Genomic DNA, 17,207 nt, shown 5'->3' on the forward strand with positions numbered 1-17,207 from the left:
AGCAGTGAGCAATCTGGAGACGAACACGGTGGAAGAGCGGTGCGAATCGCACCCCGACGGCGGCGGCATCCAGGTGCTCGGCGCGCGCGAGGTCCCGCTCGGCGGCCCCCGCGCGATGCCGGTCCGGCGCACCCTCCCGCAGCGCGACCGTTCGCTGATCGGAGCCTGGTGCTTCGCCGACCACTACGGTCCGGACGACGTCGCGAAGACGGGCGGGATGAACGTGCCACCGCACCCGCACACGGGACTGCAGACGGTGAGCTGGCTGTTCACCGGCGAGATCGAACACCGCGACAGCATCGGCTCGCACGCGATGGTGCGTCCCGGTGAGGTCAACCTGATGACCGCGGGGCGGGGGATCGCGCACTCCGAGGTCTCGACACCGCAGACGCGGATCCTGCACGGCGCGCAACTGTGGGTGGCGTTGCCGGCGTCGGCGCAGGACGCGGAGCCGGCATTCGAGACGTACGCGCCCGATCCGGTCGTCCGGGGCGGGGCAACGGTGCGAGTGTTCCTCGGAAGCACGGTGGGCTCCACGTCGCCGGTGCGCACGTTCACGCCGCTGGTCGGTGCGGAAATCCTGCTGGAGCCGGGTGCCGACATCACCCTCGACATCGAGCGCGGCTTCGAGGTGGGGGTGCTCGTGGACGAGGGTGAGGTGCAGCTGCGCGGGACCACGCTGCGCTGGGCGGAACTCGGCTATCAGCCGCCCGGCGAGTCGCTGGTGGCGCTGCGCAACACGGGCGGTACCCGGGCGCGGCTGCTGGTGCTCGGCGGCGAGCCGCTCGGCGAGCAGGTGATCATGTGGTGGAATTTCCTCGGCCGCAGCCACGAGGACATCGTCGGCTACCGCCGCGAATGGCAGTCCGAACTCCGGGGCGCGGCGCCCGCCGACCCCCGGTTCGGCACGGTCGAGGGCTACGACGGCGATCCGCTGCCCGCTCCCGAACTGCCGAACAGCCGCCTGAAACCGCGCAGCTGACGGGCGGCCGGATCAGTAACTGGTCAGCGACGTGTTGGCGCCGCACAGCACCACGCAGAGCGGCTTGTCGCCGGTGGGGCGGAGCTGTCCGGTGACGATCGCGGCGAGCGCCGCTGCGGTGCCGTGTTCGACGACGATCCGGAACTCCTCCCACAGCAGCGTTCGCGCGTCGATCAGGGCGTCGTCGTCGACGATCAGGCTGGAGACGGGCCGCGAGCGGACCGTCTCCCAGGCGATGGAGCCGATCCGGGTGGCGCCGAGGGAATCGCCGGCGATGCTGTCGATGTCGATGTCCGCGGGTTGCCGGGCGGCGACCGCGGAGTGCAGCGTCGCCGCTCCGCTCGGCTCCACACCGAAGATGCTGTCGTCCTCGCCGCTGCCGGCGATGACGCCGGACAGCAGTCCGCCGCCGCCGACGGCGATCACGTAGGACAGCGGCTCGGCGACGTCGTCCTGGATCTCGAGCGCGATGGTGCCCGCCCCGGCGACGATGTCGGGGAGATCGTAGGCGTGCAGGGCGAGGGCGCTCGACGACGCCGCGAGTTCCGTCGCGTACTCGGCCGCCTCGGCGTACCGGTCGCCGACCTTGCGCACGTCCGCGCCGAGCGCGATCAGCTTGTCGATCTTGACGTCGGGTGCCGTGACGGGGACGACCACGGTGCACTTCACACCCCGGAGCCGCGACGCCCACGCCGCTCCGATGGCGGCGTTCCCGCCCGACGCGATGACGACGCCTGCGTCGTCGAGGCGTCCGTCCTCCTCGGCGTGCAGCAGCGCGTTGAGACTGCCCCGCACCTTGAACGAGCCGCCGTACTGCAGGAATTCGAGTTTGAAGATCACCGGCACGGCGCCGTGGACGGTGGGCACGGTGGTGCGGAACGTAGGGGTCCGGCGGATCAGGCCGGTGATACGTTCACGCGCCCTGTCCACGGATGCGCGATCGACGGAATCAGCCATGGTCTCATCGTTCCATCCCGTGTGCCGCGACTATCGCGGCTGCTTGACTGTCGCCGTGCCCTGGGCGGCGGCGCACAGTACCTCCGAACCGTCCTCCTGCACCGCGTAGATGTCGCACCGGCACAGCGCCTGGCGGCGAGTGGACGCGTCGGCCCGGGCGTCCGCTCGCAGCAGTACGCCCTGCGCGGGCCGGAGGTAGGTGATCGTGAAGCCCGCGGTCATGATGTTCGCGCCGAGGACCGTGCCCGCGGCGAACGTGAGGGCGTTGTCGGCGGCGTACGACAGGACACCGCCGTGCACGAAGCCGTTCTGTTGCCGCAGTTCGTCCCGGACCGGGATCTCGAGGGTGGTGCCGCCCTCGCCGAACTGCGTCATCCGTGCGCCGACGAGCACGCTGAACGGCTGGGCCTCCAGCACGGCCTGCGCGGTGTCGGCGGTGAGCGCGACGTCGACTGTCATCCCTTTACTCCTGGTTTCGTAACGAATCCCACGCGGCGCGCGCCAGTTCGGGCGCGACCGTGGTGGGGTCGGTGGTCATGGCGCCCGCGAGCCATTGGCGCGAGTACTCCTGCGCCGGGCCGAGCCACAACGCGTAGAGCACGTCGAAGTCGAATCGGCGGACCGTTCCGTAGTGTTCGTGGACCCGCCACCAGTGGGTGACGTCGCGGAAGAACGCGGCATTGGTGGTGTCGGCCCGCTCGTCGACGCCCGGCGGGCGCGGCGCGGCGAGGATGGTGGCCCGCTGTGGGTTGCCGGACACCCAGTGCAGGTGGCGGACGACGGCACCTTCCACCCCGGACCGGGCATCGGCGCATTCCGCGAGTGCGGCCCGGAATCCGCCCTGGTAGTCGGCGAGTGCGCGCAACCAGACCTGCAGGTACAGCTCTTCCTTGTTCGGAAAGTGGTGGTAGACGGCTCCCACGCTGACCCCGGCCTCCTGCCGGATGTCGGCCAGCCGGGTGCCGAGGACGCCGCGGCGGGCGAAATGGCCCTCCGCCACGTCCAGTAACAGACTTTGAATCGGCACACACCGAATATAGTTCGGTCCCGGTCGCGGGGACAGGGAGTTCGGAGGATTACGGCGAAGGGCGACGTCGTTCCTGGGACGATGGGGACGTGCGCACTCCGCGACAGCCCCGACGGATCACGCCCCGGACGGGACGTCTGGTGTCCCCACCGACCCGCCCGCTGCGACGCCCCGGTCCGCCGCCGTCGCTGCTCCACGAGTTCGAGCGCGCCGGCCTCCTCGACGGGCTCAGCGGGCCGGACCGGTCCGCGCGCATGGGGGTGCTGAACACCCTCATCGAGGACGGGGCGTCGGTCGACGATCTCCGCGGCGCCGCGCGGGGCGATCGCCTCGCACACGTGCTGCTCGAGCACGCGCTGTCGCCGAAAGGCCGGTACAGCATCGACGACATCGCCCGGAAGGTGGGCGTCACCGTCGACGACGCCCGCCGGTGGTTCCGCGCCATCGGGCGGGGTGCGTCGGCGGACGGCACGTTCTACGACGACGGCGACCTCGACCTCGCGCGCGGACTGGAGCAGTACCGGGATCTGGGTCTCGACGAGAGCGCCATCTTCGCGGCCGCCCGGGTGCTCGGCCGCAACCTCTGGACGGTCGCCGGCGCCGCGGACTCGCTCCTGCAGGAGCGGCTCGAGGCGACGCGCGAGCATCCCGAGGTGGCCCTGCGGTACGCGGTGGAGATGCGTCGCATCGTGGATTTCGAGGCGCAGATCCTGGCTCATCTCATCGCCACCGCTCTGCGCCATCAACTCCGGTCCGACGCGGTGGGAATCGCGGGCGACGCGAACCTCCAGGTGCGGGGAGCGCAGGAGGTCGGGGTCTGTTTCGCGGACCTCGTCGGATTCACGCTGCTCGGGGAGCAGGCGGAGCCCGCCGATCTGGGCCGGGTGGCCGAGCGCCTCGACCTGGTGGCCACGGATCTGGTGTCGCCGCCGGTGCGTCTGGTGAAGACGATCGGGGACGCCGTCATGATGGTCTCGCCCGATCCCAACGCGCTGGCGCATGTCGCGCTCGACCTCGTGCAAGCCGCGCGCGCCGAGGGGCTTCCGCAGTTGCGGGCCGGGATCGCCTGGGGCACGGCGGTACCGAGCGCCGGCGACTGGTTCGGCAGGCCGGTCGCCATGGCCGGTCGCGTCGTCACGGTCGCGCCGTCCCAGGAGGTGGTCGTGACGGGGGAGTTCTACGACGAACTGGACAGCGACGAGTTCTGGGGTGAACCGGCGGGCAGTCACCGGCTCGAGGGAATCGACGCCCCGCAGAAGCTTTTCGGGATCGGCCGCCGGTCCGTGGCCTGACCGGCGCGCCGCCGGAAAACGTGTCGTACCCTCGCGATACGGTCATGGCACAGCTCACAGAAGCACATCGAGCGAGGCGCAACATGACTGGCGATTCGGGCGCAGACTGGCATTTCTACGCAGTGGTGGAGACCGCGGTGGACGGCGGTCACACGCTCGCCGCGTTCGGGCCGAGGCCGACGGCGCTCGACGCCCTCCGGCTGGCCGTCCATTCGGTCAACCACACCGCGTATTCGGTTCTCGAACAGGGGATTGCGGGTGATCCGCGGGCCGACGCGAGCGTCGTCGAGCGGTTGCCGATCACGTCGTTCACCATCCGGCGGCACCGCCGCAGCACGAGTGAAATCGACGCCCGCTGGATGCTGAACGGCGGCAGACATCACCGGTAGGGCGGCTACTGCGGTTCCGTGGTGAGGTAGTACTCGAGCACGGGCCCGACCCACCGCATCAGCTGTTCGTGCGTCATATCCGCGAGGGGCGGCACCCGGAGTACGTAGCGGGAGAAGGCGAGTCCGAGGACCTGCGACCCGACGAGGGCCGCGCGCTCGTCGGCGTGATCGGCCGCGACCGCTGCGAGCGCGGGCGCCACCTGGCGGGCGAAGACCTGCAACATCGCCTCGGCGGCCCGCGGGCTGCTGGCCGCCGCGCGGAGCAGGGGGAGGAACGCGCCGTCGTTCTCCCACACCGCGAAGAAGCGCGGCATCAGCACGGTCGCGAGTTCCCGCACCGGAACGTCGCGGAGGTCGGGGAGGTGCAGTTCGAATTCGGCGGCCTCGGCGAACAGCGATTCCTTGTTGGTGAAGTACCGGACCACGAGTGCGGGGTCGACGCCGACGTCCGACGCGACGGCGCGCATCGTCGTGCGTTCGTAGCCGTTCGTGCCGAACCGGGCACGGGCCGCGTCGAGGATCGCGGCGCGGGTGGCGACGGCGGAGCGGGCGCGGCGTTCAGGCATTCCCGAAGTGTAGTCAACAACTGTTGACCTGGCGTCGGGATGCGTCTACCGTCAAAGTCAACAGTTGTTGACTTGCTGGGAACCTTTCGATCGGAGGCAACGTCATGAAGCACATCGACGTGGTGGTGATCGGCGCGGGACCCACCGGATGCATGCTCGCGGCCGAGTTGGCGACGGCGGGCCGATCCGTGACGGTGCTCGACAAACGCGCCGCGCCGTCGACCCTCAGCCGCGCATTCGGCGTCCACGCCCGCACTCTCGAACTGCTCGACGCCCGCGGACTCGCCGACCGTCTCGTGGCCACCGGTGCCGCCTCACCGGGCCTGAAACTGTGGCGCGGCGCAGCGCTGAACCTCGGGCGCCTGCGGTCCCGCTTCCCGTACGTCCTCGTCACCCCGCAGCAGAACGTCGACGCCCTCCTCGAGGCGCACGCCGGGGAGCGCGGCGCCGACTTCGTCCGGGGTTTCACCGTCACCGGTGTGGAGCAGGACGGGGACGGCGTCTGCGTTCACGGCCACGACGGTTCGGGACGCGCCGGCACGTTTCACGCGGCGTATGCGGTCGGTGCGGACGGCGCGCACAGCGTGGTGCGGACGTTGATCGGGCAGCCGTTCCCGGGCAAGGCCGTGCTGCGGTCGATCATGCTCGCCGACGTCGAACTCGAGAACCCGCCGGACAACCTCGTGACCGTCAACGCCGTCCGCGACGGATTCGCCTTCATCGCGCCCTACGGCGACAACCTGTTTCGCGTGATCGCCTGGAATCGCAGCCACCAGGTGGACGACAGCGCCCCCGTGGACCGGGAGGAACTGCGTAGCACCATCCGACTCGCGATGGGCACGGACTACGGACTCGGCGACGTGCGGTGGCAGTCGCGATTCCACAGCGACGAACGGCAGGTCCCGCAGTACCGGACGGGCCGGGTGTTCCTCGCAGGCGATGCCGCCCACGTGCATTCACCGGCGGGCGGCCAGGGGATGAACACCGGCATTCAGGACGCGATCAATCTCGGCTGGAAACTCGCGGCCGTTCTCGGCGGCGCGGACGACGCGGTGCTCGACACGTATCACTCCGAACGGCACCCGGTGGGGCGGCTGGTGCTGCGGTCGAGTGGTGCCACGATGCGCATGATGACCGTGCGGACGTGGATTCTGCGGAAGCTCCGGAACGGCGCGGTGGCAGCGCTTCTCGGCATTCCGCCGATCGGCGACGCGGTGGCGCGGATGTTCTCGGGCATCGGTATCGGCTACGGCCACGACGCCGGCGAGAGCGCTCTTGTGGGCCGACGGGCCGAGGACGTGCCCACCGACGCCGGCCGACTCTACGAGGTGCTGCGCTCGGGCGGGTTCGTCCTGGTCACCGAGCCGGGGGCGCCCGTTCCCTGCGGCATTCACGCGGTGACCCGGACCGATGCCGGGCCCGCACTGCTCGTCCGTCCCGACGGGTACGTCGCGTGGGCCGGCGACAGTGCGTCGGGGCTGTGGCGCCGCGCCCTGGAACGCTGGACCGCCCGCACCGCGATCGGGGCCGGGCCGGTCAGCCGGTGACCTCCGAGCTGTTGAAGGCCTGCGCCCGCAGGTCCCGGGCGAGGTGATCCCGCTGCTCGAGCACCAGCCGGCGTAGCGCGGCGGGCGCATCGGTGTTGCTTGCGAGCCATTCGTCGGCGGCGTCGAGACCCGGCGCGGCCGGGAACAGCCCGACCACGATCCGCCGGGCGATCTCGATGCTGCGCGTCTCCCACACCGAGCGGATCGCGGCGAAGTAGTCGGCGGCGTAGCCGGCGACGAGGTCGTGCCGGGCGCCTGCGCGGAATCCGGCGATGATCGCGCCGAGGTGGTCGTTGGACAGTGTGCGGTCGTGGAAGATCGTGTCCCAGGCCTTCGCCTTCACGTCCGGGTCCGGTCGTGAGAACGTCGCCCGCAGGTACGCGGTGCGGCCGGAACCGGTGTCGTCGCGGCGCAGTTCACCGTCGAGGTCCGCGTCGTCGGCGTGCCCGGTGGCGGCGAGCGCGCCCCTCAGCGCCCACCGCAGGTCCGGGTCGAGCGACAACCCGGCCGGTGCCCGCCCGTCGGTGTCGAGCAGCGACCGGATGTCCTCCGCGCGACTGTCGTCCACCTCGGCGGCGGCCGCCACCGCACGTGCCCAGGCGAGTTGGCTCCCCGACGCAGGCGGGGCATCCCACAATGCACGCCACGTGTGGTCGAGCCACTCGCGACGAGCGGCGGCGCGCGCGGTCTCGGGCAGATAGTGCTCGATCGCGTACGGGGCGTTGGCCAGCACGGACGTGAGCAGGGTCAGGTGCGATTCCGCCGGGGAGAACCGCTGGGCCATCGACTGATACCGCTTCGCGCCCAGTTCGCTGTCGCGGGTCGTGTTCCACAGCGACGACCAGATCAGGCCACGCGCCAGCGGGTCCCGCACCCGGTCGAGGGACTGCTCGACGGTGCTCAGCGATCGATCGTCCAACCGCACCTTCGCATACGTCAGGTCGGCGTCGTTGAGCACCACGAGCGGCGCGTCGTCGAGGTCGATCGGGGTGCGGGCGACCGCGAGGTCGACTTCGACCCGCGCCGCGCACACGAGATCGCCGGCCGCGTCGAAGTCGTAGCGCCCCACGCCGAGCCGATGTGGGCGCGGATCGGTCTGCACGATCGCGGCGCGCCCGTCGGGGTCCCGTTCCAGACTCAGCGCGGACACCCCGGTGGTCTGCAACCAGGCGCGTGCCCAGCTCGTCAGGTCCCGGCCCGACGTCGCCGACAGCTCCGTCAGCAGATCCGTGAGGGTGGTGTTCCCGAACGCGTGGGCACGGAAGTAGCGGCGCGCCCCCTCGAAGAACGCCTCCCGCCCGGCGTACGCGACGAGTTGCTTGAGGACGCTGGCGCCCTTCGCATACGTGATGCCGTCGAAGTTCAGTTTCGCGGCCTCGAGGTCGACGATGTCCGCCACGATCGGATGCGTCGTCGGCAGCTGGTCCTGCAGGTACGCCCACGCCTTGCGGCGGTTGGCGAAGGCCACCCACGCGTCCGTCCACCGGGTGGCTTCCGCGTTCGCCAGGGCGCCCATGTAGTCGGCGAACGATTCCTTGAGCCACAGGTCGTCCCACCACACCATCGTCACGAGGTCGCCGAACCACATGTGGGCCATCTCGTGCAGGATCGTGTTCGCGCGGCCCTCGTACTGGGAATCCGTGGCGGCGCCGCGGAACACGTACGCCTCGGTGAACGTCACGCAGCCCGGGTTCTCCATGGCCCCGAGGTTGTACTCGGGAACGAACACCTGGTCGTACTTGCCGAACGGGTACGGGTAGTCGAAGCCGTCCGCGAAGAAGCTCAGCCCCTGCCGGGTGATCTCGAAGATCGTGTCGGCGTCGAGGTACTGCGCGAGCGACGCCCGGCAGAGGACGCCCAGCGGGATCGTGAGATCGCCGCCGCTCCACGCCGAGTCCACCCGGTGGTACGGCCCGGCCACGACCGCGGTGATGTACGTGGAGATCGGCAGGGTCGGCGCGAACGTGACGACCTGCCCGCCGGTCGTGTCTTCCCGCTCGGCGACCTGCTGGTTGGAGATCACCTCCCACCCGTGCGGCGCGGTGACGACGAACGTGAACGGCGCCTTCAGGTCCGGCTGCTCGAAGCACGCGAACACCCGCCGCGCGTCCGCCGGTTCGTACTGCGTGTAGAGGTACGTCCGGTCGTCGGCCGGGTCGAGGAACCGGTGCAGTCCCTCACCGGAACGGCTGTATTCGCCCCGGGCGGCGACCGTCACGACGTTCGATTCCCGCAGCCCGGTCAACGCGATGCGGGCGCCGTCGTAGTCGACGGGGACGCCGGCGCCGTTGACGGTCACCGATTCCACGCCGGCCCCGAGGAAGTCGAGCCAGGTCGTGGACGCGCTCGCGGTGAACTCGACGGTGGTCGTGGTCGCGAACGTCCCGACCTCCGGGTCGACGGCGCCGAGTATGTCCAGTTCCACCCGATAGCCGAGAACCTCGATCGCGCGGGAACGTTCGGCGGTTTCGGCTCGGGTCAGGTTCGCGGTGCTCACGGGTCGATCCTGCCAGCCGGGCCCGTCGTCCGTGCCGCTACCGGTTGCCCAGCACGGATCCGACGCCCGCCGCGACGACGAGCGCGATCGCGGCGAGCGACTGCAGTCCGAGGACCTGCCCGAGCACGATCACCCCGGCGAGGGTCGCGGCCGCCGGTTCCAGCGCGATGAGTACGGCGAACACCTTCTTGCTCATCACCTGCAGCGCCCGCAGTTCGAGCGAGTACGGAATTACCGAGGACAGCAAGGCCACCACCGCGCCGACGGCCAGGATCCGGGGGTCGAACAGCGCGGTGCCGCCCGAAACAGCGCCGAGCGGAATCGTCAGCACCGCTGCGACGATGCTCGCCCCGGCCAGGCCGTCCGCGCTGGGTACCCTCGCGGCGAGGTGTGAGCCGGCGACGATGTAGCCGGCCCAGGCCGTGCCGGCGACGAGCGCGAACCCCACCCCCACGAGGTCGAGGGGCTCGGCGCCCGAGTTCTCGCGCAGACCGAGCAGGACCACGCCGGTCAGCGCCGCGAGCACCCACACGCCGTCCTGCAGTCTCCGCGACAGCACGGCGGCGAGGGTGAGCGGACCCAGGAATTCGATGGTGACCGCGGTGCCGAGCGGGAGCCGCGCGAGGGCCTCGTAGAACGCCGAGTTCATCACGGCGAGCGCCACTCCGAGTGCGAGAACACCCTGCCGCTGCGTGCGTGTCCACCGTCGCCACCGCGGCCGCACGATCACCCCGAGGATGATCGCCGCGATCGTCAGGCGCAGCGACACGGCGCCGCCTGCGCCGACCGCATCGAACAGGGTGCTCGCGAACGCGGCACCGAACTGGACGGACAGCACCGATCCGAGGACCGAGACGACGGGGAGAAGTTGACTGCGCGGTTCGGCTGTCACGGGTGTGCGCTGCCCGGGGTCACCGGCCGGTGAAGTTCGGAGTGCGGCGGTCGAGCATCGCGCCGACGGCCTCGTGATGGTCCGCGGTGTGGTGGGCGAGCGACTGCATGGCCGCAGACAGTTCGAGGAGGCTCTCGAGGCTCTGGTGACGGCCCTCGCGCAGCAGTTTCTTGGTCATCCGCAGCACCTGCGGCGGGTTGACCGCCACCCGGTCGGCGAGTGCCCGTGCCGCGTCGAGGAGTTCCCCGGGTTCGACGACCTGCGAGACGAGTCCCCATTCGAGCGCCTTCGCGGCGTCGATCGCGTCGCCGGTGAACGCCATCTCGCTGGCCCGCGCCATCCCGACCGCCTGCGGAAGGAACCAGGCGCCGCCGTCGCCGGGAACGAGTCCGACCTTGACGAAGCTCTCGGCGAACACGGCGGCCGTGGAGGCGATCCGCATGTCGCACATCAGCGACAGGTCGCAGCCGGCGCCGATCGCGGGTCCGTTGACGGCGGCGATGGTCGGCACCTCGCAGTGGTAGAGCGCGAGCGGGATGCGCTGGATGCCGTGCCGGTAGCCCTGACGCAGGTCGGCGGGGGAGCCGCCGAACATTCCCGCGCGGTCGCGCATGTGCTTGACGTTGCCGCCGGAGGAGAACGCCGAACCGGCACCGGTGACGATCGCGGCGCGCACACTGGGATCACCGTTGACGTCGGCCACCGCATTCTCCAGCGCCTCGATCACGTCCGGCTCGGAGATGGGATTGCGGGCCTCCGGGCGGTTGAGCGTCCAGGTGACGATGTCGCCTTCGCGGGTGGTGAGCACGGCGTCGGTCATGGACGACTCCCTCGGGTGTGAGCGCGGATTCGAGACCGTCCCAGTCTGTCATTGCGCTCAGATGCCGGTGCGCCGTACCAGTGCGTCGGTGGCGGACGGCGCGAACGTGCCGAGTAGCCGGAACAATTCGGCGTAACTGGGGAGCAGTTCGATCGGGCGGGTGCGCACCGCCGTGACGAACCATTCCGCCGCCTGCTCGGGAGTCAGTGCCGCCATCGCGTCGTAGTCCGCGGTGGGCGCGATCATCGGAGTGCGGACCAAGGGGAAGTCGAGGGTGGTCACCGAGATCCCGCGGTCGCGCAGTTCGGCGCCGAGGCTGCGGCCGAACGCGCCGACGGCCGCCTTGGACGCGTGGTAGGCGGAGAACTTGGGCATGACCCCGGCCGGCACACCCCACGTCGCGACGTTGATGACGTGCCCCTCGCCGCGCTCGAGCATCGACGGGAGCAACTTCAGGGTCAGCCGCGTCGAGCCGAAGTAGTTGACGGCCATGGTGCGTTCGAAGTCGTGGAAGCGGTCCAGCGAGTCCTCCACGGTCCGCCGGATCGACCGTCCGGCGTTGTTGACGAGAACGTCGACGGGTCCGATCTCCCCGAGCACCCGCGCGACGAGGGCGTCGACGGACTCCGGGTCCGTGAGGTCGCACGGGACGGCGTGGGCGTCGCAACCCGATCGCAGGATGTCGTCGCGCACCGACTCGAGGGCGTCGGAGCCGCGGGCGACGAGGACGACCTCCGCGCCGAGGGTCGCGAGCCGGCGTGCCGCCGCTTCGCCGACGCCCGAGGAACCGCCGGTGACGAGGATCCGCTTCCCGGCGATGGTGTGGCCGGTTCCCGGGACCAGTCGGGCTGCCAGGGTGCGCGGGGTGGGGAGTGGGTTGAGCGCGGCCTGGGTGAGCATCTGTCGGATCACGTGACCAGGATGTCAGCTCGCCGAGCGATGCGCAGCCAAATAACAATCAATCGTGCTTGCTTTTTTATCGGGTCGGTGTGATGCTGGTCGCATGGCTGAACTGCAGAGGTTCATCGATGATCTGTGCGCCGAGAGCGACTCGCTGGACGCGCTCGTCGCCGACCTCCCCGACACCCGCTGGGCCGATCCGACACCGGCCGAGGGCTGGACCATCGCCCACCAGATCGGGCATCTGCTGTGGACCGACGAGGCCGCGCTGCTGGCGATCACCGACCCCGACGGCTTCACCGAGCAGCTGACGGTGGCCGCCGCGAACCCCGGTGGATTCGTCGACGCCGGCGCCGCCGAACACGCCCGGCGCGCACCCGCGGAACTCCTGGCGGCGTGGCGTTCGGCCCGAACACGGCTCGCGGAGGCCCTCCTGGCCGTGCCGCCGGGACAGAAGATCCTCTGGTACGGCCCGCCGATGAAGGCGGCGTCGATGGCTACCGCCCGGTTGATGGAAACCTGGGCGCACGGCCAGGACGTCGCCGACGCGCTCAGAGTGCCGCGCAAACCCACCGAGCGGTTGAAGAGCATCGCCCACCTCGGCGTCCGCACCCGCGACTTCGCCTACGCCGTCAACGAACTCGCCCCGCCCGCGGAGGAGTTCCGCGTGGAACTCACCGCCCCCGACGGAGTGTCCGTCTGGACGTGGGGTCCCGAGGGCGCCGCGCAGAAGGTCACCGGACCCGCCGAGGACTTCTGCCTCCTCGTCACCCAGCGCGCGAACCGTGCCGACCTCGCCATCGCGGCCACCGGCGCGGACGCCGACGCGTGGCTGAACATCGCTCAGGCCTTCGCGGGCCCGGCGGGCGGCGGCCGTCAGGCGGGAACCCGATGACCGTGCGGATCGGCAACTGCTCCGGCTTCTACGGCGACCGCCTGTCGGCGATGCGCGAGATGCTCGAGGGCGGCGAACTCGACTACCTGACCGGCGACTACCTCGCCGAACTCACCATGCTGATCCTCGGCCGCGACCGCATGAAGGACCCGAACCGTGGCTACGCCAAGACGTTCCTCCGTCAGGCGGAGGACTGCCTCGGGCTCGCCCTCGACCGCGGGGTTCGCATCGTCGCGAACGCCGGCGGGCTCAACCCTGCCGGCCTCGCGGACGCATTGCGGGAGGTGAACGACAGGCTGGGGTTGCAGGCGAAGATCGCCCACGTCGAAGGCGACGACCTGATCGGCCGGGCCGCCGAACTGGGGCTGGGTAGCCCGCTGACCGCCAACGCCTACCTCGGGGCGTGGGGCATCGTCGAATGTCTGAACGCCGGCGCCGACGTGGTCGTCACCGGACGGGTCACCGACGCGTCCGTGATCGTGGGCCCGGCCGCCGCGCACTTCGGCTGGCAGCGAGACGATGTCGATCAGCTCGCCGGCGCCGTGGTCGCGGGACACGTCATCGAGTGCGGCACTCAGGCGACGGGCGGCAACTACGCGTTCTTCACCGAGATCGACGACCTCGACCGCCCCGGGTTCCCGATCGCCGAGATCGACTCGGACGGATCGTCCGTCATCACCAAGCATCCCGGCACGGGCGGCGCCGTCACCGTCGGCACCGTCACCGCGCAGTTGCTGTACGAGATCACCGGCGGCCGGTACGCCGGACCCGACGTGACCGCGCGGATCGACACCGCCGCACTGTCGCAGGACGGCCCCGACCGGGTCCGGATCAGCGGCGTCAGCGGGGAGGCGCCGCCGCCGCAGCTCAAGGTGTCGCTGAACACGCTCGCCGGCTTCCGCAACGAGGCCGTGTTCGTGCTCACCGGCCTCGACATCGAGGCCAAGGCGGCGCTCGTGAAGCGGCAACTCGAAGGGTGGCTGCCCACCCGGCCTGCCGAACTCGACTGGTCGCTCGCCCGCACCGACCACCCGGACGCCGACACCGAGGAAGCGGCGAGCGCGCTGCTGCGCTGCGTGGTCCGGGACCCCGACGCCAACGCTGTCGGTCGCGGATTCTCTTCCGTCGCAGTCGAAATGGCCCTCGCGAGCTACCCCGGATTCACGCTGACGGCGCCGCCCGGGCAGGGGCAGCCCTACGGGGTGTTCACCCCCGGCTACGTGTACGCCAAGGAGGTGCCGCACGTCGCGGTGCTGCCGGACGGCACCCGCGTCGACATCGAACCCGCCACCGACGTCCGGGAACTCGCGGATGTCGACGAGCCCGCGCTCCCGGAGCCGCGGGCGGCGGAACCCACGGTCCGGGTCGCGCTCGGCACCATCGCCGGGGCACGTAGCGGCGACAAGGGCGGCAACGCGAACGTCGGTGTGTGGGTGCGCACCGACGAGCAGTGGCGGTGGCTGGTCCACGCATTGACCGTCGACGAGGTGAAGCGCCTGCTCCCGGAGGCCGCCGATCTCACCGTCACGAGGTACGTGCTGCCGAAACTGCGCGCCGTCAACTTCGTGATCGAGGGAATCCTCGGGCAGGGCGTCGCGTCCCAGGCCCGGTTCGACCCGCAGGCCAAGGGCCTCGGCGAATGGCTGAGATCCCGGCACCTCGACATACCCAAAGCACTCCTCCCCGAAGGGACACCGTTGTGAGCGTGTGGGACACACCCGAGCGGCAGGAACTGCGCAAGACGGTGCGCAGCTTCGTCGAACGACAGATACTGCCGCACCTGGACGAGTGGGAGCGCGACGGTGAACTGCCCCGTACCCTCCACCGGGAGGCCGCCGAACTGGGACTGCTCGGCGCCGGCTTCCCCGAATCCGTCGGCGGCGAGGGCGGCGACCTCGTCGACGCGGTGCTGATCTGCGAGGAATTCCACCAGGCGGGTGCGTCGGGCGGTGTGTTCGCTTCCCTGTTCACCTCGGGAATCGCGCTGCCGCACCTCGCCACCGCGGGCGATCCGGAGCAGATCGAGAAGTGGGTCCGCCCCACCCTGCGCGGCGAACTCATCGGCTCGCTCGCCATCACCGAACCCGGTGGCGGTTCCGACGTCGGGCATCTGCGGACCACCGCGGTCCGCGACGGCGACCACTTCGTCGTCAACGGGTCCAAGACGTTCATCACGTCCGCCGTCCGCGCCGACTTCGTGGTCACCGCCGTCCGCACCGGCGGCCCTGGCGCGTCCGGGGTCTCCCTTCTCGTGATCGAGAAGGGCACACCCGGATTCGAGGTGGCGCGCAAACTCGACAAGATGGGCTGGCGCGCGTCGGACACGGCCGAATTGTCGTTCGTCGACGCACGGGTACCCGCCGCCAACCTGGTCGGCGAGGAGAACAGCGGGTTCGCGCAGATCGCCCAGGCCTTCCTCACCGAGCGCATCGCCCTCGCCGCGCAGGCCTATGCGAGCGCGCAGCGGTGCCTCGACCTCACGCTGGCGTGGGTACGCGACCGGGAGACGTTCGGCCGTCCCCTGATCAGCAGGCAGTCGGTGCAGAACACAGTCACCGAGATGGCCCGCCGGACCGACGTCGCCCGCGTCTACACCCGGGCGCTGGTGGAGCGCTCGCTCGTGTCGAACGAGGACTTCATCGCCGAGGTCTGCTTCGCGAAGAACACCGCCGTCGAGGCGGGCGAGTGGGTGGCCAACCAGGCCGTTCAGCTGTTCGGCGGCCTCGGCTACATGCGGGAGAGCGAAGTGGAACGACAGTACCGCGACATGCGCATCCTCGGAATCGGTGGCGGCACCACCGAGATCCTGACGGGGCTCGCGGCCAAGCGATTGGGGTATCAGTCATGACCACGTTGAAATCCGCCCTGGACACCGGTTCCGAGGAGTACGCCGCCGCCGCGAACGCGATGACGGAAAAACTCGCCGAGATCGAGACCGAGCACGCCAAGGCGCTCGCGGGCGGCGGCGAGAAATACACCGAGCGGCACAAGAAGCGCGGCAAACTCCTCGCCCGAGAGCGCATCGAACTGCTCCTCGACCCGGACTCGCCGTTCCTCGAACTGTGCCCGCTCGCGGCGTGGGGCAGCGACTTCCCGGTCGGCGCCAGCACCGTGGTGGGCATCGGCGTCGTGGAAGGCGTCGAATGCCTGATCGTCGCCAACGACCCGACGGTCCGCGGCGGAACCAGCAACCCGTGGACGCTGCGGAAGGGATTCCGCGCCAACGACATCGCCCGGCAGAACCGGCTCCCCGTCATCTCCCTCGTGGAATCCGGCGGCGCCGACCTTCCCACGCAGAAGGAAGTGTTCATACCCGGTGGGCGCATGTTCCGCGACCTCACCCAGCTGTCCGCGGCGGGTATCCCGACCATCGCCCTCGTCTTCGGCAACTCGACCGCCGGCGGCGCGTACATCCCCGGCATGTCTGATCACGTCGTCATGATCAAGGAACGGTCCAAGGTGTTCCTCGCCGGGCCGCCGCTGGTCAAGATGGCCACCGGTGAGGAATCCGACGACGAAACCCTCGGCGGCGCCGAGATGCACGCCCGCAAGTCCGGTCTCGCCGACTACTTCGCCGTCGACGAGCAGGACGCCATCCGGATCGGCCGCAGCATCGTCAAACGCCTGAACTGGAAGAAGCAGGGCCCGGCGCCGCGCGCGGAGGTGATCGAGCCGCTCGAGGATCCCGAGGAACTGCTCGGCATCGTCCCCGCCGACCTCAAGATCCCGTTCGACCCCCGCGAGGTCATCGCCCGCATCGTCGACGGCTCCGACTTCGACGAGTTCAAGCCGATGTACGGATCGTCCCTCGTCACCGGCTGGGCCGAACTGCACGGATATCCGGTGGGCATCCTCGCCAACGCGCGCGGCGTGCTGTTCAGCGAGGAATCGCAGAAGGCCACCCAGTTCATCCAGCTCGCCAACCGCTCGAACACCCCACTGTTGTTCCTGCACAACACGACCGGCTACATGGTCGGCAAGGAGTACGAGGAAGGCGGGATGATCAAGCACGGGTCGATGATGATCAACGCCGTCTCCAACTCCACCGTCCCGCACATCTCGATCCTGCTCGGCGCGTCCTACGGCGCCGGCCACTACGGCATGTGCGGACGCGCATTCGACCCCCGATTCCTGTTCGCCTGGCCGAGTTCCAAATCCGCCGTCATGGGCGGCGCGCAGCTGGCCGGCGTCATCTCCATCGTCAGCCGGGCCTCCGCCGAGGCGCGGGGGCAGGCGTTCGACGAAGAAGCCGACGCCGGGATGCGCGCCATGATCGAGAACCAGATCGAGGCCGAGTCCGTGCCGATGTTCCTGTCCGGTCGCCTCTACGACGACGGCGTCATCGACCCGCGCGACACCCGCACCGTGGTGGGAATGTGCCTGTCGGCCATTGCCAACGCCCCGATCGAAGGCGCCGAGAACTTCGGCGTCTTCCGGATGTGA

16 protein-coding genes are annotated in these 17,207 nt (G+C 70.2%); 8 read left to right on the forward strand and 8 right to left on the reverse strand.

The annotated features are described in order from the left end of the window. The first annotated feature begins 4 nt into the window (after positions 1-4). Entirely contained in the window at positions 5-982 is a 978-nt protein-coding gene (locus tag BLV94_RS37475) for a pirin family protein (RefSeq protein ID WP_072940089.1), read from the forward strand. Between the two features lie 12 nt (positions 983-994). On the opposite strand, the gene BLV94_RS37480 is transcribed toward BLV94_RS37475, so the two are convergent. The 3 genes from BLV94_RS37480 to BLV94_RS37490 are packed head-to-tail and all read right to left on the reverse strand — an operon-like array spanning position 995 to position 2,966. Next, on the reverse strand, positions 995-1,939 hold the full coding sequence (locus BLV94_RS37480) for a serine/threonine dehydratase (RefSeq protein ID WP_072940092.1): 945 nt from the start codon (positions 1,937-1,939) through the stop codon (positions 995-997). 30 nt (positions 1,940-1,969) lie between these two features. After that, positions 1,970-2,398: a PaaI family thioesterase gene (locus BLV94_RS37485; protein ID WP_072940095.1), complete on the reverse strand. Its 429-nt coding sequence runs from the start codon at positions 2,396-2,398 to the stop codon at positions 1,970-1,972. 4 nt (positions 2,399-2,402) lie between these two features. Then, entirely contained in the window at positions 2,403-2,966 is a 564-nt protein-coding gene (locus BLV94_RS37490; RefSeq protein WP_072940098.1) for a TetR/AcrR family transcriptional regulator, read from the reverse strand. Positions 2,967-3,055: 89 nt separating this feature from the next. Here BLV94_RS37490 and BLV94_RS37495 point away from each other — a divergent pair, with 89 nt between their 5' ends. Both BLV94_RS37495 and BLV94_RS37500 read left to right on the forward strand, forming a co-directional pair. After that, positions 3,056-4,258: an adenylate/guanylate cyclase domain-containing protein gene (locus BLV94_RS37495; protein WP_072940100.1), complete on the forward strand. Its 1,203-nt coding sequence runs from the start codon at positions 3,056-3,058 to the stop codon at positions 4,256-4,258. An 83-nt stretch (positions 4,259-4,341) separates the two neighbouring features. Continuing rightward, entirely contained in the window at positions 4,342-4,647 is a 306-nt protein-coding gene (locus BLV94_RS37500; RefSeq protein ID WP_072940103.1) for a hypothetical protein, read from the forward strand. 5 nt (positions 4,648-4,652) lie between these two features. Here BLV94_RS37500 and BLV94_RS37505 read toward each other — a convergent pair whose 3' ends face one another. Then, positions 4,653-5,213, reverse strand: coding sequence for a TetR/AcrR family transcriptional regulator (locus BLV94_RS37505; RefSeq protein ID WP_072940105.1), 561 nt, complete (start codon positions 5,211-5,213; stop codon positions 4,653-4,655). Between the two features lie 104 nt (positions 5,214-5,317). Here BLV94_RS37505 and BLV94_RS37510 point away from each other — a divergent pair, with 104 nt between their 5' ends. Further along, entirely contained in the window at positions 5,318-6,760 is a 1,443-nt protein-coding gene (locus tag BLV94_RS37510) for an FAD-dependent oxidoreductase (protein ID WP_072940108.1), read from the forward strand. Here the strand turns inward: BLV94_RS37510 and pepN are convergent. The 4 genes from pepN to BLV94_RS37530 are packed head-to-tail and all read right to left on the reverse strand — an operon-like array spanning position 6,750 to position 11,881. Continuing rightward, the gene (gene pepN, locus BLV94_RS37515) at positions 6,750-9,257 is read right to left on the reverse strand and encodes an aminopeptidase N (RefSeq protein ID WP_072940111.1); all 2,508 of its coding nucleotides are present in this window, start codon (positions 9,255-9,257) and stop codon (positions 6,750-6,752) included. The two genes, BLV94_RS37510 and pepN, sit on opposite strands and share 11 nt — an antisense overlap. A 37-nt stretch (positions 9,258-9,294) precedes the next feature. Next, complete coding sequence (locus BLV94_RS37520; protein ID WP_072940114.1) at positions 9,295-10,149, reverse strand: EamA family transporter; 855 nt, start codon at positions 10,147-10,149, stop codon at positions 9,295-9,297. Between the two features lie 19 nt (positions 10,150-10,168). Then, positions 10,169-10,969: a crotonase/enoyl-CoA hydratase family protein gene (locus tag BLV94_RS37525; RefSeq protein WP_072940117.1), complete on the reverse strand. Its 801-nt coding sequence runs from the start codon at positions 10,967-10,969 to the stop codon at positions 10,169-10,171. 57 nt (positions 10,970-11,026) lie between these two features. After that, complete coding sequence (locus BLV94_RS37530; protein WP_255314964.1) at positions 11,027-11,881, reverse strand: SDR family oxidoreductase; 855 nt, start codon at positions 11,879-11,881, stop codon at positions 11,027-11,029. A gap of 91 nt (positions 11,882-11,972) precedes the next feature. On the opposite strand from BLV94_RS37530, the gene BLV94_RS37535 reads away from it, so the two are divergent. From BLV94_RS37535 to BLV94_RS37550, 4 genes are read left to right on the forward strand one after another with little or no spacing between them, the layout of a single operon-like run. Beyond that, positions 11,973-12,764: a TIGR03084 family metal-binding protein gene (locus tag BLV94_RS37535; protein WP_072940123.1), complete on the forward strand. Its 792-nt coding sequence runs from the start codon at positions 11,973-11,975 to the stop codon at positions 12,762-12,764. Continuing rightward, on the forward strand, positions 12,761-14,467 hold the full coding sequence (locus BLV94_RS37540; protein WP_072940125.1) for an acyclic terpene utilization AtuA family protein: 1,707 nt from the start codon (positions 12,761-12,763) through the stop codon (positions 14,465-14,467). The genes BLV94_RS37535 and BLV94_RS37540 overlap by 4 nt, the downstream gene beginning before the upstream one ends. Continuing rightward, complete coding sequence (locus BLV94_RS37545) at positions 14,464-15,612, forward strand: acyl-CoA dehydrogenase family protein (RefSeq protein WP_072940128.1); 1,149 nt, start codon at positions 14,464-14,466, stop codon at positions 15,610-15,612. The genes BLV94_RS37540 and BLV94_RS37545 overlap by 4 nt, the downstream gene beginning before the upstream one ends. After that, a complete protein-coding gene (locus BLV94_RS37550) occupies positions 15,609-17,207 on the forward strand; it encodes an acyl-CoA carboxylase subunit beta (protein ID WP_072940130.1) in 1,599 nt (532 codons plus the stop codon). The genes BLV94_RS37545 and BLV94_RS37550 overlap by 4 nt, the downstream gene beginning before the upstream one ends.

The organism is Rhodococcus koreensis (assembly GCF_900105905.1).
Classification (GTDB): Bacteria; Actinomycetota; Actinomycetes; order Mycobacteriales; family Mycobacteriaceae; genus Rhodococcus_F; species Rhodococcus_F koreensis.